Annotated in this window: 20 protein-coding genes; 6 read left to right on the forward strand and 14 right to left on the reverse strand. The window is 39.9% G+C overall.

Annotated elements, in window-relative coordinates; all coding sequences use genetic code 11:
- The 5 genes from ACMZOO_RS09265 (at position 1) to ACMZOO_RS09285 (ending at position 4,938) form a co-directional block, all read left to right on the forward strand.
- Positions 1-1,074 carry a hypothetical protein gene (locus ACMZOO_RS09265; RefSeq protein ID WP_440903093.1) on the forward strand — a complete coding sequence of 358 codons (1,074 nt, stop codon included), beginning with the start codon at positions 1-3 and terminating at the stop codon, positions 1,072-1,074.
- Positions 1,075-1,085: 11 nt separating this feature from the next.
- Positions 1,086-1,655, forward strand: coding sequence for an LPP20 family lipoprotein (locus tag ACMZOO_RS09270; RefSeq protein ID WP_440903094.1), 570 nt, complete (start codon positions 1,086-1,088; stop codon positions 1,653-1,655).
- Positions 1,656-1,724: 69 nt separating this feature from the next.
- Entirely contained in the window at positions 1,725-2,528 is an 804-nt protein-coding gene (locus tag ACMZOO_RS09275; protein WP_440903095.1) for an ETEC_3214 domain-containing protein, read from the forward strand.
- A gap of 29 nt (positions 2,529-2,557) precedes the next feature.
- Positions 2,558-4,042 (forward strand): transglycosylase SLT domain-containing protein, encoded by a 1,485-nt coding sequence (locus tag ACMZOO_RS09280; protein ID WP_440903096.1) that lies wholly within the window; start codon positions 2,558-2,560, stop codon positions 4,040-4,042.
- Positions 4,043-4,083: 41 nt separating this feature from the next.
- A complete protein-coding gene (locus tag ACMZOO_RS09285; protein WP_440903097.1) occupies positions 4,084-4,938 on the forward strand; it encodes a hypothetical protein in 855 nt (284 codons plus the stop codon).
- A gap of 19 nt (positions 4,939-4,957) precedes the next feature.
- Here the strand turns inward: ACMZOO_RS09285 and ACMZOO_RS09290 are convergent, their stop codons facing one another.
- From ACMZOO_RS09290 to mnmG, 14 genes are all read right to left on the reverse strand, one after another.
- Complete coding sequence (locus tag ACMZOO_RS09290; protein ID WP_440903098.1) at positions 4,958-6,043, reverse strand: bile acid:sodium symporter family protein; 1,086 nt, start codon at positions 6,041-6,043, stop codon at positions 4,958-4,960.
- A 159-nt stretch (positions 6,044-6,202) separates the two neighbouring features.
- Positions 6,203-6,625: a F0F1 ATP synthase subunit epsilon gene (locus ACMZOO_RS09295; protein ID WP_440903099.1), complete on the reverse strand. Its 423-nt coding sequence runs from the start codon at positions 6,623-6,625 to the stop codon at positions 6,203-6,205.
- 18 nt (positions 6,626-6,643) lie between these two features.
- On the reverse strand, positions 6,644-8,029 hold the full coding sequence (gene atpD, locus ACMZOO_RS09300) for a F0F1 ATP synthase subunit beta (protein WP_440903100.1): 1,386 nt from the start codon (positions 8,027-8,029) through the stop codon (positions 6,644-6,646).
- A 31-nt stretch (positions 8,030-8,060) separates the two neighbouring features.
- Positions 8,061-8,921 carry a F0F1 ATP synthase subunit gamma gene (gene atpG, locus ACMZOO_RS09305; RefSeq protein ID WP_016954706.1) on the reverse strand — a complete coding sequence of 287 codons (861 nt, stop codon included), beginning with the start codon at positions 8,919-8,921 and terminating at the stop codon, positions 8,061-8,063.
- Positions 8,922-8,961: 40 nt separating this feature from the next.
- A complete protein-coding gene (gene atpA / locus ACMZOO_RS09310; protein WP_440903101.1) occupies positions 8,962-10,503 on the reverse strand; it encodes a F0F1 ATP synthase subunit alpha in 1,542 nt (513 codons plus the stop codon).
- Between the two features lie 12 nt (positions 10,504-10,515).
- Positions 10,516-11,049 (reverse strand): F0F1 ATP synthase subunit delta, encoded by a 534-nt coding sequence (atpH, locus tag ACMZOO_RS09315; RefSeq protein ID WP_016954708.1) that lies wholly within the window; start codon positions 11,047-11,049, stop codon positions 10,516-10,518.
- 12 nt (positions 11,050-11,061) lie between these two features.
- The gene (atpF, locus tag ACMZOO_RS09320) at positions 11,062-11,532 is read right to left on the reverse strand and encodes a F0F1 ATP synthase subunit B (RefSeq protein ID WP_016954709.1); all 471 of its coding nucleotides are present in this window, start codon (positions 11,530-11,532) and stop codon (positions 11,062-11,064) included.
- 57 nt (positions 11,533-11,589) lie between these two features.
- Positions 11,590-11,811 (reverse strand): F0F1 ATP synthase subunit C, encoded by a 222-nt coding sequence (gene atpE, locus ACMZOO_RS09325; protein WP_016954710.1) that lies wholly within the window; start codon positions 11,809-11,811, stop codon positions 11,590-11,592.
- Positions 11,812-11,860: 49 nt separating this feature from the next.
- Positions 11,861-12,712: a F0F1 ATP synthase subunit A gene (atpB, locus tag ACMZOO_RS09330; protein WP_016954711.1), complete on the reverse strand. Its 852-nt coding sequence runs from the start codon at positions 12,710-12,712 to the stop codon at positions 11,861-11,863.
- An 18-nt stretch (positions 12,713-12,730) separates the two neighbouring features.
- On the reverse strand, positions 12,731-13,141 hold the full coding sequence (locus tag ACMZOO_RS09335; protein ID WP_016954712.1) for an ATP synthase subunit I: 411 nt from the start codon (positions 13,139-13,141) through the stop codon (positions 12,731-12,733).
- Between the two features lie 142 nt (positions 13,142-13,283).
- Positions 13,284-14,192 (reverse strand): ParB/RepB/Spo0J family partition protein, encoded by a 909-nt coding sequence (locus ACMZOO_RS09340; RefSeq protein WP_440903102.1) that lies wholly within the window; start codon positions 14,190-14,192, stop codon positions 13,284-13,286.
- A gap of 18 nt (positions 14,193-14,210) precedes the next feature.
- Positions 14,211-14,999, reverse strand: coding sequence for a ParA family protein (locus tag ACMZOO_RS09345; RefSeq protein ID WP_440903103.1), 789 nt, complete (start codon positions 14,997-14,999; stop codon positions 14,211-14,213).
- Positions 15,000-15,014: 15 nt separating this feature from the next.
- Complete coding sequence (gene rsmG, locus ACMZOO_RS09350; protein WP_440903104.1) at positions 15,015-15,683, reverse strand: 16S rRNA (guanine(527)-N(7))-methyltransferase RsmG; 669 nt, start codon at positions 15,681-15,683, stop codon at positions 15,015-15,017.
- On the reverse strand, positions 15,683-17,575 hold the full coding sequence (mnmG, locus tag ACMZOO_RS09355; protein WP_440903105.1) for a tRNA uridine-5-carboxymethylaminomethyl(34) synthesis enzyme MnmG: 1,893 nt from the start codon (positions 17,573-17,575) through the stop codon (positions 15,683-15,685). The genes rsmG and mnmG overlap by 1 nt, the downstream gene beginning before the upstream one ends.
- 637 nt (positions 17,576-18,212) lie before the next feature.
- Here mnmG and hemH point away from each other — a divergent pair.
- Entirely contained in the window at positions 18,213-19,298 is a 1,086-nt protein-coding gene (gene hemH, locus ACMZOO_RS09360) for a ferrochelatase (protein ID WP_440903106.1), read from the forward strand.
- The last annotated feature ends 140 nt before the right edge of the window (positions 19,299-19,438 follow it).

Genomic DNA, 19,438 nt, shown 5'->3' on the forward strand with positions numbered 1-19,438 from the left:
ATGCGCTGGCAAGCATTGCTATTTGTAGTATTTGCTCCCATAACATTTGTGAGCGCAAGTGCTGCCAAAAAGCCCGAAAATTTAGTGCCTTGCTGGTTTAATCAACCTGTAACCCAGCAAGTAGAGGGCTTTATTGGCGTGGCTCGACCTTTTGGTATTTCAAAAAATGCCCCCAAGCTATCTAGTAGGAAAAAAGCTTTACAGCAACTAGCAGATCATTACGAATGGCAACTACAAAAAGAAGACCTAAAGGATTTATTAGCCGAAACAAAAATGTTAAGCAATGGCCGCACTATCATGTTTTCCGAAGGTTATCGTGACAATAATGGCTACTACAGTTATGTCGTGCAAGTTAACACAACAAACAAGCAACAGAATCAAGATTATATGGCCAGTCAATGCCTTATCTCATACTGTGATCTGTCTACATGCCAACCTAGTTGGTTATGCAAAGATAAACAAAATACAGTGTGGGGCGCGAGCCAATTGACGATAGATAGTTCAAAACAATTAGAACACGCACAAAAAAATGCTTTCGAGATTATCCAATATTTACAGGCATCAAATGTCGAGTCAGATGAACGAGTTGTCCAATCACATGGCAAGTTGTCGTCGTTTAGGTTGACTAATACGAACAACTCTGTAGATAAATTGGGACAAGGTTCAAAGTTATTAAATACGCACGTGTGTCGCAGCAGCAATTACCTATTTGCTCGCTATACACACAGTGGTGAGTCAGATAATATAAATAAAGATTTTGAAGAATGGCTAATGCAACCAAATTTAGGTGAAATATCTGGCACTGTGGGTATTTTCTCTGGGTGGTCAGCCGATGGTCGATTGAGCCGCGCTATACAATCGTCAATAAAAAATGGTTTGCTTGAACTTGCAAAAATAAAGCAAATATCCATAGATAGTGAATTCGACCTGCATATTGAAAAAGGTATATATTCATTGTCTAAAACAAGGCAATCAACCTCAACTGTAGTAACAGCACAACTGAAGGATATACGTGTAGTTGAAGAAAAGGACAAATTGATTATTTACACTTGGCTAATTGAACAAAACTTATGAAGGAATAGGACATGAAACTTAAATCTCTACTTATTGCAGCTGGCGTTGCTAGTGTATTAACCGCTTGTGGATCAACTCAAAAAGCATCAACACCGCTAGATGATTTGCCAGATTGGTATTTAAATCCAGTGTTTGAAGACGGTATTGCAGCACCTGTTTGTGTAAACTATTCAGGCAATATTCAAATAGATAAACAACAAGCTACAGCAAACGGCCGCTTAGCATTGGCTCAACAAATTAGTACAAATGTTCAAGGTTTGGATAAAACTTATTCAAGCAGAACAGATGCAGAAGGTGAATCTGCTGTGGGTAGTACTTTTAGCTCTGTATCTAAACAGTTAACGGAGCAAAAGCTAAACGGCTCTCGTGTCATTAAAACAGCAATGGCAACGATAGATGGTGCAAAAAGCCTTTGTGTATTAGTAGCGTTAAGCCCGCAAGTGACCAAAGAATTATTTGATGCAATCATTGAACAATCTGGTCGCAAAGTTAATCCACAAGATGAAAAATTCTTATACCAAGAATTTAAAGCTTTTAAAGCAGAGCAAGCTTTGGATAACGAGCTTAAAAAACAAAGTTAATCAGAAAATAGAGTTAATGATATAAGAGGAAAGTACAGCTTTCCTCTTATTACTATTGGAATTCGGATAATGACGCCTACCCCAGACATTCAAGAAGAAGAGCATCAAGAACCACCCCTTTCATTTTGGCGAAAAGTGCAGGCGTTAGTTGTAACTATCGCTGCCTTAATGATTTCTGCAGGTCAGTGGAATGATACAACAGAAGTCGTGTCAAATTTATACACAGCAACCATGGCTAACTTTACCCATGAACTTGAGTATGAATTAATTGACAATATAAATGTGGGCAACAGTTTTGATTACGTCAGCGCTAGCATAGGTGAACCACAAGTTATAAAGCGCTCGAAAATCAAACCGGATGTACAATTTTTTTATTATGTCAAAAACAAGTTTGATCTGACTTTGCTGATAAATGATGGGCGTATTGTCGGTTATGGATTATTAACCAAACAAGACGATTTTTTACCTAACATCCCATTTGTTGGCCAATTTAAGACTGAAAACTTGTATAGCGCTAACAGTCATTTTAATCACTACTTTTTTGATACAAATAACCTAATTTATTATTTAGAACACAAAGAACTGGGTAAACAACAAATGTTCTTAAATTTACTGTTAGGTTACGTTGAATATGGTGCGACGCCAGAACAGTTCGCAGATGCTCAAGCATTAAATACCCAAGTAGCTCAACAAATAAAACAGCTTGAACATAAAATGACTTTCTCTGAATCAGATCAAGAAATAGCTGAAGAATTGCAAAAAGCGAGAAAAATGATTTTTCCTAATTTCTACTCTATTTCAGAAACCGAACCAGACGTAGTTGCAGAATCGCTGCTAACTCGTTACGAATACCAGCTTTATACAAAAAGCTAAAACTTACATTGAGATAAGGATTTGTTGATATGAAACGCTCAGTTATCTTTACCGCTATACTATGCTCTACGCTGCCCAGCTATTCTCATGCAATGGATGATCCTTTTGCCGAACTCGAGTCTGAGTTTAAGCAATTCAGGGAACAAGGCAGCGCAAAAGAGATGGAAGAGTTTCAGCGCTGGAAAGACGATTATTTGGCCGAATATCAACAATTCCGCGAAGAACATTTCCAACGTTTAGATGATATTAGAGACAACTTAATATCTAATTGGGGAGAGTCTGAAATATCGACTGAATCTAAACAAGTAGAATACAGCGACGACAATCAATCAAAAACTGTACTTGATTACGAAAAAAATGAAATACGTATCAGTGTATTACATGACGCTTCAGAAAAAGTATCGAGCAAAGATTTAGAGAAATTTGTATCTGCAGCTTTGAACAACAAGGATGATAGTCAAACAAATTCGCAAGATAAAATTAAACGCCCTCAAGTTAAGTTTAATCAATGGACAAGTCAGTCTGTTCAGGCAGAAGAAAAAGAACCAAACGTGAACAATACGTCGTCATCACTGCGCGAATTGGTCAAAGGCAAATCAATAGAACAACTAACACAATCAGCAAAAAAAGACGAAAAGCCACTTACTGTTGTTAGCAACCCAGACAAACTATATAAGCAAGAAGCAGCATTGATCGAGGAACAATCCAAAGCGCAAGAAATACAGGTTGAGCGTATGGTTGATGTGCAGAATATGGCAAAAAATCAGGAGCTATCAGCAGCAGAGGAAGAAAAAGTTGAAAGTAGAATTCAACAAGAAAAGAAAAAAATTGAGCAAGAAAAACTCGAGCGCTTGGCTAAGTTAAAAGAAAAAACCAAACAAATAGCCAGCAATAGCAACAATAGAGCAGAGTTAACCAACAAAAAGATAACCACCTTCACTATTCCGTTGGGCAAACAACGAGAATCTAAGCTAGCGCAACCTTTTATTCAACCTGTGTTAAGCCAAGCAAAACGCTGGGATATAGACCCAAGTTTAATGCTAGCCATTATGCACACCGAAAGTCATTTTAATCCTCAAGCTCAATCACATATTCCCGCTTATGGTTTGATGCAAATAGTGCCAAGTACGGCTAGTGTTGATGTGAATAGGTTTTTGTTTAAAAAAGACGACTCTATGAGTAAAGATGAATTATTCACACCAGATAAGAATATAGAAACAGGCGCAGCTTATGTGCATATATTAAATTCAAGATATTTAAAAGCGATTGAAGATCCACAAAGCCGCCTTTATTGCGTGATTGCCGCATACAATACAGGTGCCGGTAATGTCGCAAAAACCTTTAATTCGGATAAATCTAGAAACATTCGCAAAGCTGCTGTTGTGATTAATAGCCTGACACCAGATCAAGTGTACCAAAAACTATTAAGTTCTTTACCTTATGATGAAACGCGAAACTATGTGAAAAAAGTAACCAGTAGACAAGATTTGTATACTGAATTAGACAAAATTTAATATGTAGCTCTAAACCGAGTAGAACGCATATAGGATATATTATGAAGCTATTAAAACTATCACTAGTCTCAGTTGCTTTTATTTGTACCTTTGCTGCGCAAGCAAACGAAGATACGACTTATCAGGCATTAGTGGATAATTTAAAACAGAGCCATTTAGCGCATTTAGTTACCCAAGAGCAAAAAGAAAATTTAGAAAATAACTATCAATCTTGCTTAGCGCAACTGGCCAGCACAAAAGACCGAAGCGAAACATTGCAAAGACAAATTGAGCAACAACAAAAAATTGCTTATAGCGCTGCTCCAACCGCTGACAAACAATTTGCTGAAATGGAACTACTTTCTTTGCGTGATCAGCGTGAAACGATAGAGCGTCGTAATGCGCAATGCAAAGAAATAGAATTAAAGTACGCCAGTTTAAACTCTAAAGTAACTGAATCAGCTAAAAAACATAGCGAAGCCGCAAAAACAAACAAGCAAAAATTGATTGATTATTTGGTTAATAAAAATCAACTGAAATCGGATTCTGTCATCGAAAGTATTGAATATCCCTGTCCGACGGATAATCAAGTTAGCTGCCGTAAAGAAGCAACTGCCGCCGTATTGAAATTTATAAGCGAGCAGCGCAACGTAAAACTAACTTCGGGTACAGTTATTAATAACTTTATGGTAGAAGAGGATAAAGTAACCACAGCCAGTGAAGCCGAGTTTGATAAGGTTGAAGTTTTAAAAGCTGAATACCAACCAACAACAGAAGGCGGTACTTACTTTTTAGAAATCCAAGCGACTTTTAAAAACCAAGGTGATAGCGCCCAAAGCTCTGTGGATAAAACCCGTATCGAAGCAGCCGTGGGCCGGTTTTTAAAAGCGTTAACTAAAGAATATAGAGGAAGTTAGTTATCTTCGTATGAAGCAATCACTTCCGGATTGCTTCATTACGCTTGCGCCACCAAGCTGCCAAGGCAGAGCCAGATATATTCATTAAGGGGCCAAAAACGGCCGGAGCCAGCCCCATAGTGGCAACCTTACCCATTTCCACAGCTATGCCAGATGCAAGCCCTGAATTTTGCATACCGACTTCAAATGAGATCGTACGAGCGGAAGCTTCATCTAAGCCGAATAATTTAGCCAGCCGGTAACCTAAGATATAACCCAGCACATTGTGGATAATCACAGCAGCGACGAGCACTAAACCTATGCTCAACAAGGCATCACGCCCAGCAGCGGTAATAATGGCAATAATTAACGCTATACCAGCCATAGAAACCAAAGGCATAATTTTATTGATAAGGGTTAAATTCTTCTTAAACAAAGTGTTCACAACAACCCCCAAAACAATTGGCAATATAACGATTTTTAAGATGCTTAAAAACATGCCAACCACATTGATTTCTACATACTGATCAGCCAGCAAACTCATCAAAACAGGCGTAACTAACGGCGCGAGTAAAGTTGCGACAGCGGTTAAGGTTAACGACAAGGCCAAGTTAGCCCCTGAAATAAACGCCATAACATTTGATGCTAAGCCGCTTGGTGAACAGCCAACTAGTATTATACCCGCGGCGATTTCAGGTGGTAAATCAGTCATGCTCGCCAATACAAAACCTATGATTGGCATTAAACTAAACTGACATAACAGCCCCACCCCAACCGCTTTAGGTGTTTTAAGTACAGCTGCAAAATCTTTCGCCGACAACGAGCACCCCATGCCAAACATAATCAGCATAAGTAAAGGGACAATCAGTTGTTTTAAATTGAATTCGCCAATATGGCTAAAAGCTTGTGGATAAAAAAGCGAGGCGCTAACTGCAGCAAATATAAGTAGAGTGAAAGCTAAATTGCTAAAATTTTGAGTTTGTTTTAGTGCCAGTGCAGCAAATACAAAAGCCAGTGTCATAAACACACCGCCAATATCCGTGCTAACAGCGAACAGCAGAACAAGCCCAGACACTAACGCACCCAAAGTGCAAACCGGCCAAATTTTTTTATTGTTTACGACCATCTAATAATTCCTTGAACATTTATTCAACAATTCCAGATAGTCGCAAATAATAGCTGTTAGCTCAAAGTTGCTAAAACTATAAGAGATATCAATTTACTGAATTTTAGGTAATAAAAAACCGCGATAAACGCGGTTTTTTTAAAGTACTTTCCAGCAGAATTATTTGCGGCGTTTAAGCTCTTCAATAACTCTAATCTGGGCTACGGCTTTTGCAAGCTCCATAGCAGCTTCAGCGTAGTTAAGATCAGAAGATGCATTGTTGATATGCTCTTTCGCTCTGCGTTGAGCTTCAACAGCTGCTTGCTCATCTAAGTCTTCACCGCGTACCGCAACGTCAGCTAAAACGACAATGCCGTTAGGCTGAACTTCTAGTACACCGCCAGATAAGTAAATAAGCTCTTCTTTACCAAACTGCTTAACCAGTTTAATCATACCCGGCTTAATAGGAGTAATAAGTGGAGCATGGCCGTATTGTACGCCAAGCTCACCCTCAATACCCGAAACACGGATAGATTCAACTAGACCGGAGAAGATTTTCTCTTCGGCGCTGACTACGTCTAATTGAGTTGTCATAGCTGCCATTCTTCACCTCCGGCTGGTTTATAGATTTTTAGCTTTTTCAACAGCTTCTTCGATGGCGCCAACCATGTAGAAAGCTTGCTCAGGTAGGTGATCGTATTCACCATCCAAAATAGCCTTAAATCCAGAAATAGTATCTTTTAATGGTACGTAACGACCAGGTGTACTGTTAAATACTTCAGCTACGAAGAAAGGCTGAGATAAGAAACGTTGGATCTTACGAGCACGAGCAACGATTTGCTTATCTTCTTCAGATAATTCATCCATACCTAAGATAGCGATGATATCTTTTAATTCTTTGTAACGTTGTAAAACAATTTGCACACCACGAGCAACTTCATAGTGCTCTTGACCAACAACTAATGGGTCTAACTGACGTGAAGTTGAGTCAAGTGGGTCGATCGCTGGGTAAATACCCAAAGAAGCGATGTTACGTGACAATACAACCGTTGCATCAAGATGCGAGAACGTAGTTGCTGGAGACGGGTCAGTCAAGTCATCCGCTGGTACGTATACCGCTTGAATTGAAGTGATTGAACCAGTTTTAGTAGAGGTAATACGCTCTTGTAAAACACCCATTTCTTCAGCAAGAGTAGGCTGGTAACCTACCGCAGATGGCATACGACCTAACAATGCAGATACTTCAGTACCAGCAAGTGTATAACGGTAGATGTTATCTACGAAGAATAATACGTCACGACCTTCGTCACGGAATTTTTCTGCCATAGTCAAACCAGTTAACGCTACGCGTAAACGGTTGCCCGGTGGCTCATTCATCTGACCGTAAACTAACGCAACTTTATCAAGTACGTTTGAATCGTTCATTTCATGATAGAAGTCATTACCTTCACGAGTACGCTCACCAACACCAGCGAATACAGAGTAACCACTGTGCTCGATAGCGATGTTACGGATAAGCTCCATCATGTTTACGGTTTTACCAACACCAGCACCACCGAATAAACCAACTTTACCACCTTTAGCGAATGGACATACTAAGTCGATTACTTTGATACCAGTTTCTAATAAATCGTTTGAGTTAGCTTGCTCTTCATAGCTTGGTGCTTCACGGTGGATAGACCAACGCTCTTCTTCACCAATAGGACCCGCTTCATCAATTGGGTTACCTAAAACGTCCATGATACGACCTAAAGTTTGTGTACCTACAGGTACTGATACTGGCTCACCAGTATTCACAACTTTAAGACCACGACGTAAACCATCTGAAGAACCCATAGCGATGCCACGAACAACACCACCACCTAATTGCTGCTGAACTTCTATCGTCAGACCAGCGATATCGCCTTCTTCTACTTTCAACGCATCGTATACTTGCGGTACAGAACCTTGTGGAAACTCAATGTCCACAACCGCGCCGATGACTTGAACGACTAGACCTGAACTCATTATCTTTCCTCTAAATCGTTGCTGCCTTTGCCTAAACTGCCGCTGCACCAGCGACGATTTCACTCAATTCTTGAGTAATCGCTGCTTGACGCGCTTTGTTGTAGACTAATTGCAATTCTTTAATCAGGTTGCCTGCGTTATCGGTTGCAGCTTTCATTGCTACCATTCGCGCTGCCATTTCTGACGCGACATTTTCAACAACAGCCTGATATACCTGAGACTCAATATAACGAGTTAATAATTGTTCCAGAATTGCTTCTGCACTTGGCTCGTATATGTAATCCCAATTATGTTTTTGTTCGCTCACCTCGCCTTTAGGCAAAGGTAAAAGCTGATCGATCGTAGGGGTTTGTGTCATGGTGTTTACGAAATTATTGTAAACCACATACAAGCGGTCGATTTGACCTTCTTCGTATGCTTTTAACATAACCTGCACAGAACCTACTAAGTCGGTTACTGATGGTTTGTCACCTAAGCCAGAAGCTTGAGCGACAATATTGCCACCAAAGTTGTCAAAGAATGAGGTTGCTTTCGCGCCAATTACGCCAAAGTCTACTGCCACATCTTTTTTACGCCACTGAGCGTACTCTTTGATAACTTGCTTAAACAAATTGGTGTTTAAGCCGCCACAAAGACCACGGTCAGTTGAAACAACAATGTAACCTACGCGCTTGATTTCACGTTCTTCCATATAAGGATGCTTATAGTCAGAACTTGCAAGCGCGATATGACCGATCACCTTACGCATACTTTCTGCGTATGGACGAGAAGCTGCCATGCGATCTTGTGCTTTACGCATTTTACTCGCTGCAACCATCTCCATTGCGCTGGTAATTTTTTGAGTGTTTTGAACACTGCCAATTTTACCTTTTATCTCTTTAGCGCCGGCCATTTCTCTTCACTCCGATTAAATTAATCGTAGACTCAACTTATTACCAAGTTTGAGTCGATTTGAATGCTTCTAAAGCAGCTTTTAATGCAGCTTCGATGTCAGCGTTATAGTCGCCTTTCTCATCGATTTTAGCCATTAATTCTGCATGCTCAGATTTTACATATGAATGAAGAGCGGCTTCAAAAGCAAGGATCTTGTCTAATTCAACATCATTCAAGAAACCTTTGTCCGCTGCGAACAATGAAACAGCCATTAAGCTAACACTCAATGGAGCAAATTGCTTTTGCTTCATTAATTCAGTTACGCGTTGACCGTGCTCTAATTGTGCACGAGTTGCGTCATCTAAATCAGAAGCGAATTGAGCAAAGGCTGCAAGTTCACGATACTGAGCTAAAGCTAGACGAATACCACCGCCTAATTTTTTGATGATTTTAGTTTGCGCTGCACCACCAACACGAGATACCGAGATACCAGCATTGATTGCCGGACGGATACCTGAGTTGAACATGCCAGTTTCTAAGAAGATCTGACCGTCAGTAATTGAAATTACGTTAGTAGGTACGAAAGCAGAAACGTCACCAGCTTGAGTTTCGATAATAGGTAATGCAGTTAATGAACCTGTTTTACCTTTAACTTCACCTTTAGTGAACTTTTCAACGTAATCTGCGTTAACACGAGATGCACGCTCAAGTAGACGTGAGTGAAGATAGAAAACGTCACCCGGGTATGCTTCACGACCTGGTGGACGACGTAATAATAATGAAACTTGACGGTAAGCTACAGCTTGTTTAGATAAATCATCATAAACAATCAATGCATCTTGGCCACGGTCACGGAAGTATTCACCCATAGTACAACCTGAGTAAGGTGCTAGGTACTGAAGTGCCGCTGATTCAGAAGCATTGGCTGCAACAATAATAGTGTTTGCTAATGCGCCATGTTCTTCTAATTTACGTACAACGTTTGAAAGCGTTGAAGCTTTTTGACCAATTGCAACATAGATACATTTAACGCCTGTATCTTTTTGGTTGATAATAGCGTCAATTGCAACAGCTGATTTACCAATCTGACGGTCACCAATGATAAGCTCACGCTGACCACGACCGATTGGAACCATAGAGTCGATTGCTTTATAACCAGTTTGTAATGGCTCATCAACAGATTGACGATCGATTACACCCGGTGCAATTTTTTCTACAGGTTCAAAGCCATCATTTTCGATAGGGCCTTTACCGTCGATTGGTTGACCTAATGTGTTAACCACACGGCCTAATAAACCTGGACCTACTGGCACTTCTAAGATACGACCTGTACCTTTAACTTTAGCGCCTTCTTGTAAGTCTGCATATGGGCCCATTACAACCGCACCAACAGAGTCTCTTTCTAAGTTTAATGCGATAGCAAAACGGCTACCTGGAAGCTCAATCATCTCACCTTGCATTACGTCGGCTAAGCCGTGAATGCGGATGATACCGTCAGTAACAGATACGATCGTACCTTCGTTACGAGCTTCACTGACGATTTCGAACTTCTCAATACGTTTTTTGATTAGTTCTGCAATTTCAGTGGAATTCAGTTGCATGCTCTTATTCCCCTACGACTGCAAGCTAGTTGCTAGTCGATCCAATTTTCCGCGAATCGTGCTATCAATCACTGTATCACCAGCTTTGATTAACAAGCCCCCAACAATGGACTCGTCTACACGACAATTAAGCTTAACTTTTTTGGCTAAACGTTTTTCTAATGATTGAACTAAGCTATCTTGCTGTTTTGCAGATAATTCAACGGCAGATGTAACAGCCACTTCAACTGTTTGTTCATACTCGTTTTTCAGTTCAGAAAATAACGTCGCCACGTCAGGCAATAAACTCAAGCGATTATTTTCAGCCATCAGTTTAATTAAGTTTTGACCATTTTGGTCAAGCTGCTCTTCGCAAACGCCGATGAAAACTTTAGTCACTTCTTCTTTGTTAGCTGTACTTTTAATTAACTGCTTGATGGTTTCATTTTTAGAAACTTCCGCAGCAAACACTAACATAGCAAGCCAGTTATCAATGGCATTGTGCTCAACAGCATAATCAAAAGCTGCTTTGGCGTATGGTCGGGCAACAGTTGTCAATTCAGACATAATAATTACCCCTTATAGTTCCTCAACCAATTGGTCAAGGATATCCGCTTGAGCTTTAGCATCGATAGAACGTGCAATAATTTTCTCTGCACCTGTAACCGCTAATACAGCTACTTGTGCACGTAATTCAGCACGAGCTCTATTGCGTTCAGCTTCTAACTCAGCTTGGCCTTGAGCTAAAATCTTGTCACTTTCAGCACGTGCTTTATCAGCCGCTTCTTCAATGATAAGAGCTTCGCGTTTCTTAGCCTGCTCAATAATAGCTGCAGCTTGAGATTTAGCTTCTTTCAACTTATTAGTCGCTTCTTTTTTAGCTAACTCTAAGTCTTTTTCAGCTTGTTCTGATGCTGCTAAGCCTTCTTCAATTTGCTTTTGACGAGCTTCAATTGCACCGTTTAGCTGTGGCCAAACGTATTTCATTGTAAAAACAACAAATACAAAAAATGCTATCGATTCGCCAATTAGAGTTGCGTTGAAATTCACAACGACCCCCTTAGTAAGTTATCAATGTTTAACAAGAAATAGCTACTTAAAGTAATCTTAAACACCAATAACAAATAGCATGTATAACGCGATACCAACACCGATCATTGCGATCGCATCGATAAGACCCGCTACGATGAACATTTTTACTTGCAATTGAGGCGCTAATTCAGGTTGACGAGCAGAAGCTTCTAAGAACTTACCACCTAATAAACCGAAACCAAGTGCTGTACCTAATGCACCTAGACCAATCAAAATAGCAACAGCGATTAATGTCATTTTATTTCTCCAAAGATTTGAAAGTTAAAGTTAAAGTTAAATTAAAAATTTAGTGTTTTTCACTCATCATGCTTAGATAAACAATTGTCAGCATCATGAAGATAAAAGCTTGTAACGGGATAACTAATAAGTGGAAAGCCGCCCATACAAAATGCACTGGTAATTGGTATAAACCAATAGTCGCGATTAGGATGAAGATAAGCTCTGCCGCATACATGTTACCGAATAAACGTAATGCCAAAGAAACTGGTTTAGCGATTAATGCGATAGTTTCTAAGATTAGGTTGAACCAATATAACCAAGGTGTATTAAAAGGGTGTGCATAAAGCTCTTTTAAGAAACCACCAACACCTTTGATTTTAACTGCGTAATAGATCATTAACGCAAGTACAGAAATAGATAGACCAAAGGTCATGTTCAAGTCAGTCGTAGGTACAATTTTGTGATAAACGTGAGACTGGCCAGACTCAATAATCTGCCAAGATTCACCTGCAATCACTGCAGTCAAAGTACCAACCCAATCAACTGGGATCCAGTCCATAAAGTTAAGCAAAAATACCCAAACGAAGATGGTTAACGCTAAAGGTGCAATTAATTTGCTATCACCGTGGTAGGTGTCTTTAACACTTTTGCCAACAAACTCAACAATCATCTCAACTGCACATTGAAATTTGCCAGGTACACCTGTTGTTGCTTTTTTTGCTGCACTGCGGAAGGTTAGAATAAATATGAGGCCTAAGAAGATAGACCAGCCTAGAGTGTCTATATGCCAAGTCCAAAAACCAGCGTCGCTACAAGCATAGTTGAATGACAGACCTTGGTCTGTAAAACATGCTTTGGCGTTGGTTAAGTGGTGCTGGATATAGCCCTGAGAAGTCAGAGACTCACCATTTGCTGCCATTGTTATTACCCAATAAAGTTAATGAAAAAAAATCGGTGCTAATACATGCGCGACCAGCGCCAATGCAAAGCCAAAAAAAACAAAACCGACTAAAAACAACTGCGATTTTAAAATAACGGCCAGCACTATGCTGGTTAGAATCAATTTAATCGAACAACCTCGATAAAATCGACTCATAGTGGTTTTAAGTTGTGAAGCCCCAGCGCTGGAAAATAAAAACATCGCTAAAACAATATTGGGCAAAATGCCACAACTACCACCCACAAACGAAGACAATGCAGCGTTTTGGTTTTGAATTATTAAAATTAATAAGCTCACGCAAGCAACTAGGAAAAACTGAAAACCTATTATTTTACTTGCGGTTACAAGTCCCGCTAAGGCCAGTTTGTTCAAAATAATATAACTCTTTACGTTGCTAGCAAGCACCACGCGTTAAATCAACGCACAAAAGTGATGCAAAATTTTTCGCAGAGTATACAGAATATTCCATGGTTTTCAATGAAAACAGCTAAGCAAACCAAGCTTTGTATACGCAAGAATGATCGAAAATGATCATTCAGTTAATACTTTGTTAAGCTTGTTGTCTTAACCTTTCGATAATGCCTTCTAATGTATCTAAGTTGGCAAAATTAATAACCATTTTACCTTTGCCAGCACGGTTATGACTAATGCTCACATTTGAACCAATGCGCTCAGATAATTCGTTTTGCAAAGCTTCGATATCCGGATCAACTTTTTTGTCGGCTTTCTCAACAGGTCCAGCCAAAATTTTATTAACGAGCTTTTCAGTCTCACGAACCGTTAAACCTTTGGCAGCAACAATACGCGCAGCTTCAACTTGCTGTTCACCTTCAAGCGCAAGCAAGGTACGAGCATGACCCATTTCAATGTCACCATGCTCAAGCAAAGTTTTAACTTCGTCTTCAAGGCCATTTAAGCGCAATAAGTTAGTTACAGCGGTGCGCGATTTGCCCACGGCATCGGCAACTTGTTGATGGGTTAATTCAAATTCTTGCATCAAACGATCAAGTGCGATCGCCTCTTCCATCGCGTTAAGATCTTCGCGTTGGATGTTTTCAATCAGTGCAATGGCAACAGCAGCTTCGTCAGGAATGTCTTTAACCAAACATGGGATTACATCTAAGCCAGCTAATTGCGCAGCACGCCAACGGCGTTCACCGGCAATAATTTCGAATTGATCTTCACCGGTTTGGCGAACAACTATGGGTTGGATGATGCCTTGAGCGCGGATAGAACTGGCGAGTTCTTCAAGCGCTTCTGGTGACATGTCTTTACGTGGTTGGTATTTACCTGGTTTTAAAAACTCGACTGGCAGTTTGCGCAACTCGCCTTTTTGCGCTGTTTGAGTTTCTGATGAATTTTCAGCAGCTGCATTGTTTGCTTCTACCTGACTTTTGGCACTGCTTGTTGCAAGCAAGGCGTCTAGTCCGCGCCCTAAACCACGTTTTTTAACCGACATGAATTTTTTACCTGATTTTTATGCTACTTGTTTGGTTTTTTGTTTTTCTGCTCGACGTATCATCTCACCAGCCAAAGCTAAGTAGGCGCGAGCACCAGCAGAAGCTTTGTCGTAATACATAACTGGACTACCAAAACTCGGTGCTTCAGCCAGTCGAACATTTCGAGGAATGACAGTGCGATAAACTTTATCGCCAAAATGAGTTTTTAATTGCTCTGAAACATCATTGGCTAGTCGATTACGCGGATCGTACATGGTGCGTAAGATACCTTCGATGGCCAAATCTGGATTAACCACAGATGCAAGTTTGTTGATGGTATCCATCAAGGCGGTTAAACCTTCCAATGCGTAATATTCACATTGCATAGGCACAAGCACAGAATCGGCTGCAGCCATGGCATTGACAGTCAACATGTTCAGCGATGGCGGACAATCTATGATGATAAAATCGTAGTGATTTTTAAACTTTGCCAAAGCATTGCGCAATTTCAATTCACGCGCAAAACATTCCATCAATTTGATTTCAGCAGCCGTTACATCTGAATTTGCCGCAACAAGGTCGTATTTTCCGGTTGTATCTTTTTCAACCACTTGGTCAAGTGGCATTTCTTCAATCAACAACTCGTAGGCTGTTGCCGCAACTTCGTATTTGTCGACACCACTTCCCATGGTTGCGTTGCCTTGCGGATCTAAATCAATTAACAATACTTTGCGTTTGGTCGCAGCCATTGACGCGGCTAAGTTAACCGCGGTTGTGGTTTTGCCTACACCACCCTTTTGATTTGCGATTGCTATGATTTTTCCCATGACCGCCTCACTGTGTTATTCAGATTCTGTGTCTACAACTAAGTCGACTAAATGACGCTCTTCAGCTAATCCCGGTACGTTAAGTTTAACGACACGTTCAATTTTGAAATTCGCCGCCAGTTTATCAATTTCTTCTCGCGGATAAACGCCTTTCATCGCAAAAAAGTGACCTTTTTTTGCAGATGGATTATCAGCGTCGGCTTGTTTGGGTAGATGTTGACACCAACTGAGCATATCTTCAAGTGAAGCAAAAGCACGGCTGATCACGCCATCAAATGAGTTAACCTCTTGATATTCCTCAACTCTACTTTGCACTGCTGTGACATTGGTTATACCTAATGCAAAAACAGTTTGTTGAATGAACCGAATTCGTTTACCCAAACTATCGAGCAAAACAAACTGACTATCTGGCATCATAATCGCCAAAGGTAGGCCTGGCAAACCGGGACCTGTACCTACGTCTATGTATTTTAGCCCTTTAGGTAAGTGCTCTACCAAAGCAAGTGAATCGGCAATATGGCGGATCATCATGTCTTTTGGATCGCGCACTGAGGTTAAATTATACGCTTTGTTCCACTTGTCTAACTGAGCAACTAAATCGAGCAATTGTGATCGCTGATGATCACTTGCCGCTAAATTCAGATCAGCCAGTATCTGTTGAAGTTGACTTGGCAAATTCGACATTAAGCTGATTTCCTCAACAAACCTTGTTTCTTCAAGCAGACTAACAACAAAGAAATCGCCGCAGGCGTAATACCTGAAATTCGCGACGCTTGACCTATAGTTTCAGGTTTATATTCTTTGAGTTTGGCGATGACTTCGTTGGATAAACCAGATACTTGTGAATAATCAAAATCAGCTGGTAAACGGGTATTTTCGTTACGCATAGTTCGGTCGATTTCATCTTTTTGACGTTCGATATAACCTGCATACTTAACTTGAATTTCAACTTGGTCACCAGCTGCCTTGTCAGCTAAACCAGGGCCTAGCGACTCAACCGACATCAATTTTTCATAAGTTATTTCAGGACGACGTAATAATTCTTCAAGCGAATGTTCACGCTGTAAAGGATTTTTTGTCATGCCATTAACCGCTTCAATCCCAGCGTGTTTACTGTGAACCCAAGTGGTTTTTAACCTTTGTTTTTCTTGCTCTATGCTTTCTAGTTTGTTGTTGTAGAAAGCCCATTGCTCGTCGCCAATTAAACCCACTTGTCGGCCAGCTTCAGTTAAACGAATATCTGCGTTGTCTTCACGTAATAACAAACGATATTCAGCACGACTAGTAAACATGCGATACGGCTCTTTGGTACCAAGTGTTGTTAGATCATCAACTAGCACACCCATGTATGCTTGATCACGTCTGATCACAAATGGATCTTTTTCAAGCGCAGCTAAAGCGGCATTGGTACCGGCCAATAAGCCTTGAGCGCCCGCTTCTTCGTAACCTGTGGTGCCGTTAATTTGTCCGGCGAAAAACAGTTTTTGAATGAATTTGGTTTCAAGTGTTTGTTTTAGATCACGCGGATCAAAAAAGTCATACTCAATTGCATAACCTGGACGGGTAATATGCGCATTTTCCATACCACGAATTGAGTGAACTAAATTTAACTGCACATCAAATGGCAAACTGGTTGATATACCATTTGGATAAAGTTCATGAGTGGTTAACCCTTCTGGCTCAATAAAAATTTGATGCGAATTTTTATCGGCAAACCGAACAATTTTATCTTCAATTGATGGGCAATATCTCGGACCTATACCTTCAATCACCCCAGAATACATAGGCGATCTGTCTAATCCACCGCGAATAATCTCATGAGTTTGTTCATTGGTATGTGTGATATAACACGGGATCTGTTGTGGGTGATCAGCTTGTTTACCCATAAACGAAAAAACAGGTGCTGGATTATCACCTGGTTGTTCTTGCATCACAGAAAAATCGACAGATCTTGCATCAATACGAGGTGGTGTCCCGGTTTTTAACCGGCCAACTCGAAAAGGTAATTCACGTAATCTATTGGCTAATGCGATTGACGGCGGATCACCTGCACGTCCACCGCTGTAATTTTGTAAACCAATATGAATTTGTCCACCTAAGAAAGTACCTGTTGTTAAAACCACAGATTTAGCAAAAAACTTCAAACCCATTTGGGTGACAACACCAACAACTTGCTCTTGTTCAACAATTAAGTCATCACAAGCTTGTTGGAATATTTTTAAATTAGGCTGATTTTCTAATGCATGTCTAACAGCTGCTCGATATAACTGTCTATCTGCTTGCGCACGAGTTGCACGAACAGCAGGACCTTTACTCGAATTTAATGTTCTAAATTGAATACCACCTTTGTCGGTTGCTTTTGCCATTAAGCCACCAAGTGCATCAATTTCTTTAACTAGATGACCTTTGCCGATTCCACCAATTGCTGGATTACAAGACATCTGGCCTAAAGTTTCAATATTGTGGGTCAACAATAAGGTATTTGCGCCCATACGCGCAGCTGCCATTGCGGCTTCAGTTCCAGCATGACCACCACCAACTACAATGACATCAAAATTTTGTTCAAAAGAATGCATATACACCTGTCTTACGTCGATCCCAAAAAAAGGGCGGCTATTTTATAGCCAAAGCAAATTTTTGGAAATCAATTTATAAAAATATATATATTTATATATAGATCTTTATTGTTACTGTTATTACTGAAGCCGTTTTCTGTGGGTAACGGCAAAAAAACCTTAATGATCATGAAATTACAAATTGAATAATAAGTGATCATCATTTGATCAATCTTTGATCAAGCTGCAAATAACTTGCCCTTTTATCCACACCCATATGTTACACCAATTTTTATCCCTTGGTTGATCAAAGTTTATCCGCTTGATATTCAGTGTTTATCCACATCCAGATCTTTTTTCAACAGTAAATGTGGATAACTTGTGATCTTGCAGTGATCAAACTCTGATCAACCTTTGATCAAATATTGATCAGGCCGATGAATACTGACTTGGTGCATTTCGTACAAATTTGCAGCAAATGCTAGTTTAACGCATTTTTGTATAAAAAATAACCTATTAACAGTGGTTAACTAATAATCAGTAATTTCGATTAACTCAATTGATTGTTTACGCCAGATCAGTGATCTAATTTAATTTTTGCGGTATATACTGGTGAAGTATTTATTTATGTATTTAGTTATATAAGAAGGGGTCTTTAATGTATCGAACCAATTCAGGTTTTAGTCACGAACAACAAGATAAAGTGGGCGTGTTGTTAGTCAATTTAGGCACACCTGACAAACCTGAAAAAAGTGCGCTCAAAAGATACCTTAAAGAATTTTTGTCTGATCCAAGAGTCGTAGAAGCACCACGTGCACTTTGGTGGTTTGTTTTAAATGGGGTTATTTTAAATTTTCGCCCAGCTCGTTCTGCAAAAGCTTATCAAACAGTATGGACAGATCAGGGTTCACCTTTATTAATTCACACTCAAAATCAGGCTGAAAAATTACAGCTTAATTTAACCCAGCAATATGGCGACAATATAGTGGTGGATTTTGCTATGCGCTACGGCAGCCCAAGTATTAGCAATAAACTTGAAAAAATGTTGAGTTCAGGTGTACGAAAATTAGTTGTTTTACCTATGTACCCTCAATATTCGGCGACGACAACAGCCTCTACTTTTGATGCGGTGGCGCGTGATTTTGCTACACGCCGTTGGTTACCAGATTTCAGATTTGTCAGCCATTATCACGACAATGCCCTATATATAAAAGCACTTGCCGATAAAGTTCGTTTGCACTGGCAACAAAATGGCCAAGCGGAAAAATTGCTTATGACTTATCACGGTATTCCCAAACGCTACTTAACCAAAGGCGATCCATATTATTGTGAATGTCATAAAACCAGTCGTTTACTTGCAGAAGAATTGGGTTTAAACAAAGAGCAATATTTAACTTGTTTTCAAAGCCGTTTTGGTCGCGAAGAATGGTTAAAACCCTATACTGACCATACGCTAAAACAATTGGCTAAAGATGGCATAAAATCAGTTGATATGGTTTGCCCTGGTTTTAGTGCCGATTGCCTTGAAACAATAGAAGAAATTGGCGAAGAAAATCGCGAATATTTTATTGAAGCGGGCGGTGAAACTTACAATTATATTGAAGCACTGAATAGTGATGAGCAGCATATTCAAATGTTGGCTAGTTTAGTCGCCGATAATATAACGGGCTGGCAACTAACGCCTCAGGACTTAGCACAAAGAGCTGCCGAATATAATAACAAAAAAGATCTATTTGACTGTTAGTTATTAAATTTCGGTTAGCAGTTATTTAAAATTAGTTTAAATGACTTTAAGGGGCAAAATAAAGTTCGAACTTTAGCTAGATTTGCTGGATTTTTAACCTATATTCATGTTTAATGCGCGCCCCTATGAAAGCGCTTTAA

The organism is Catenovulum sp. SX2 (assembly GCF_052056295.1).
Lineage (GTDB): Bacteria > Pseudomonadota > Gammaproteobacteria > Enterobacterales > Alteromonadaceae > Catenovulum.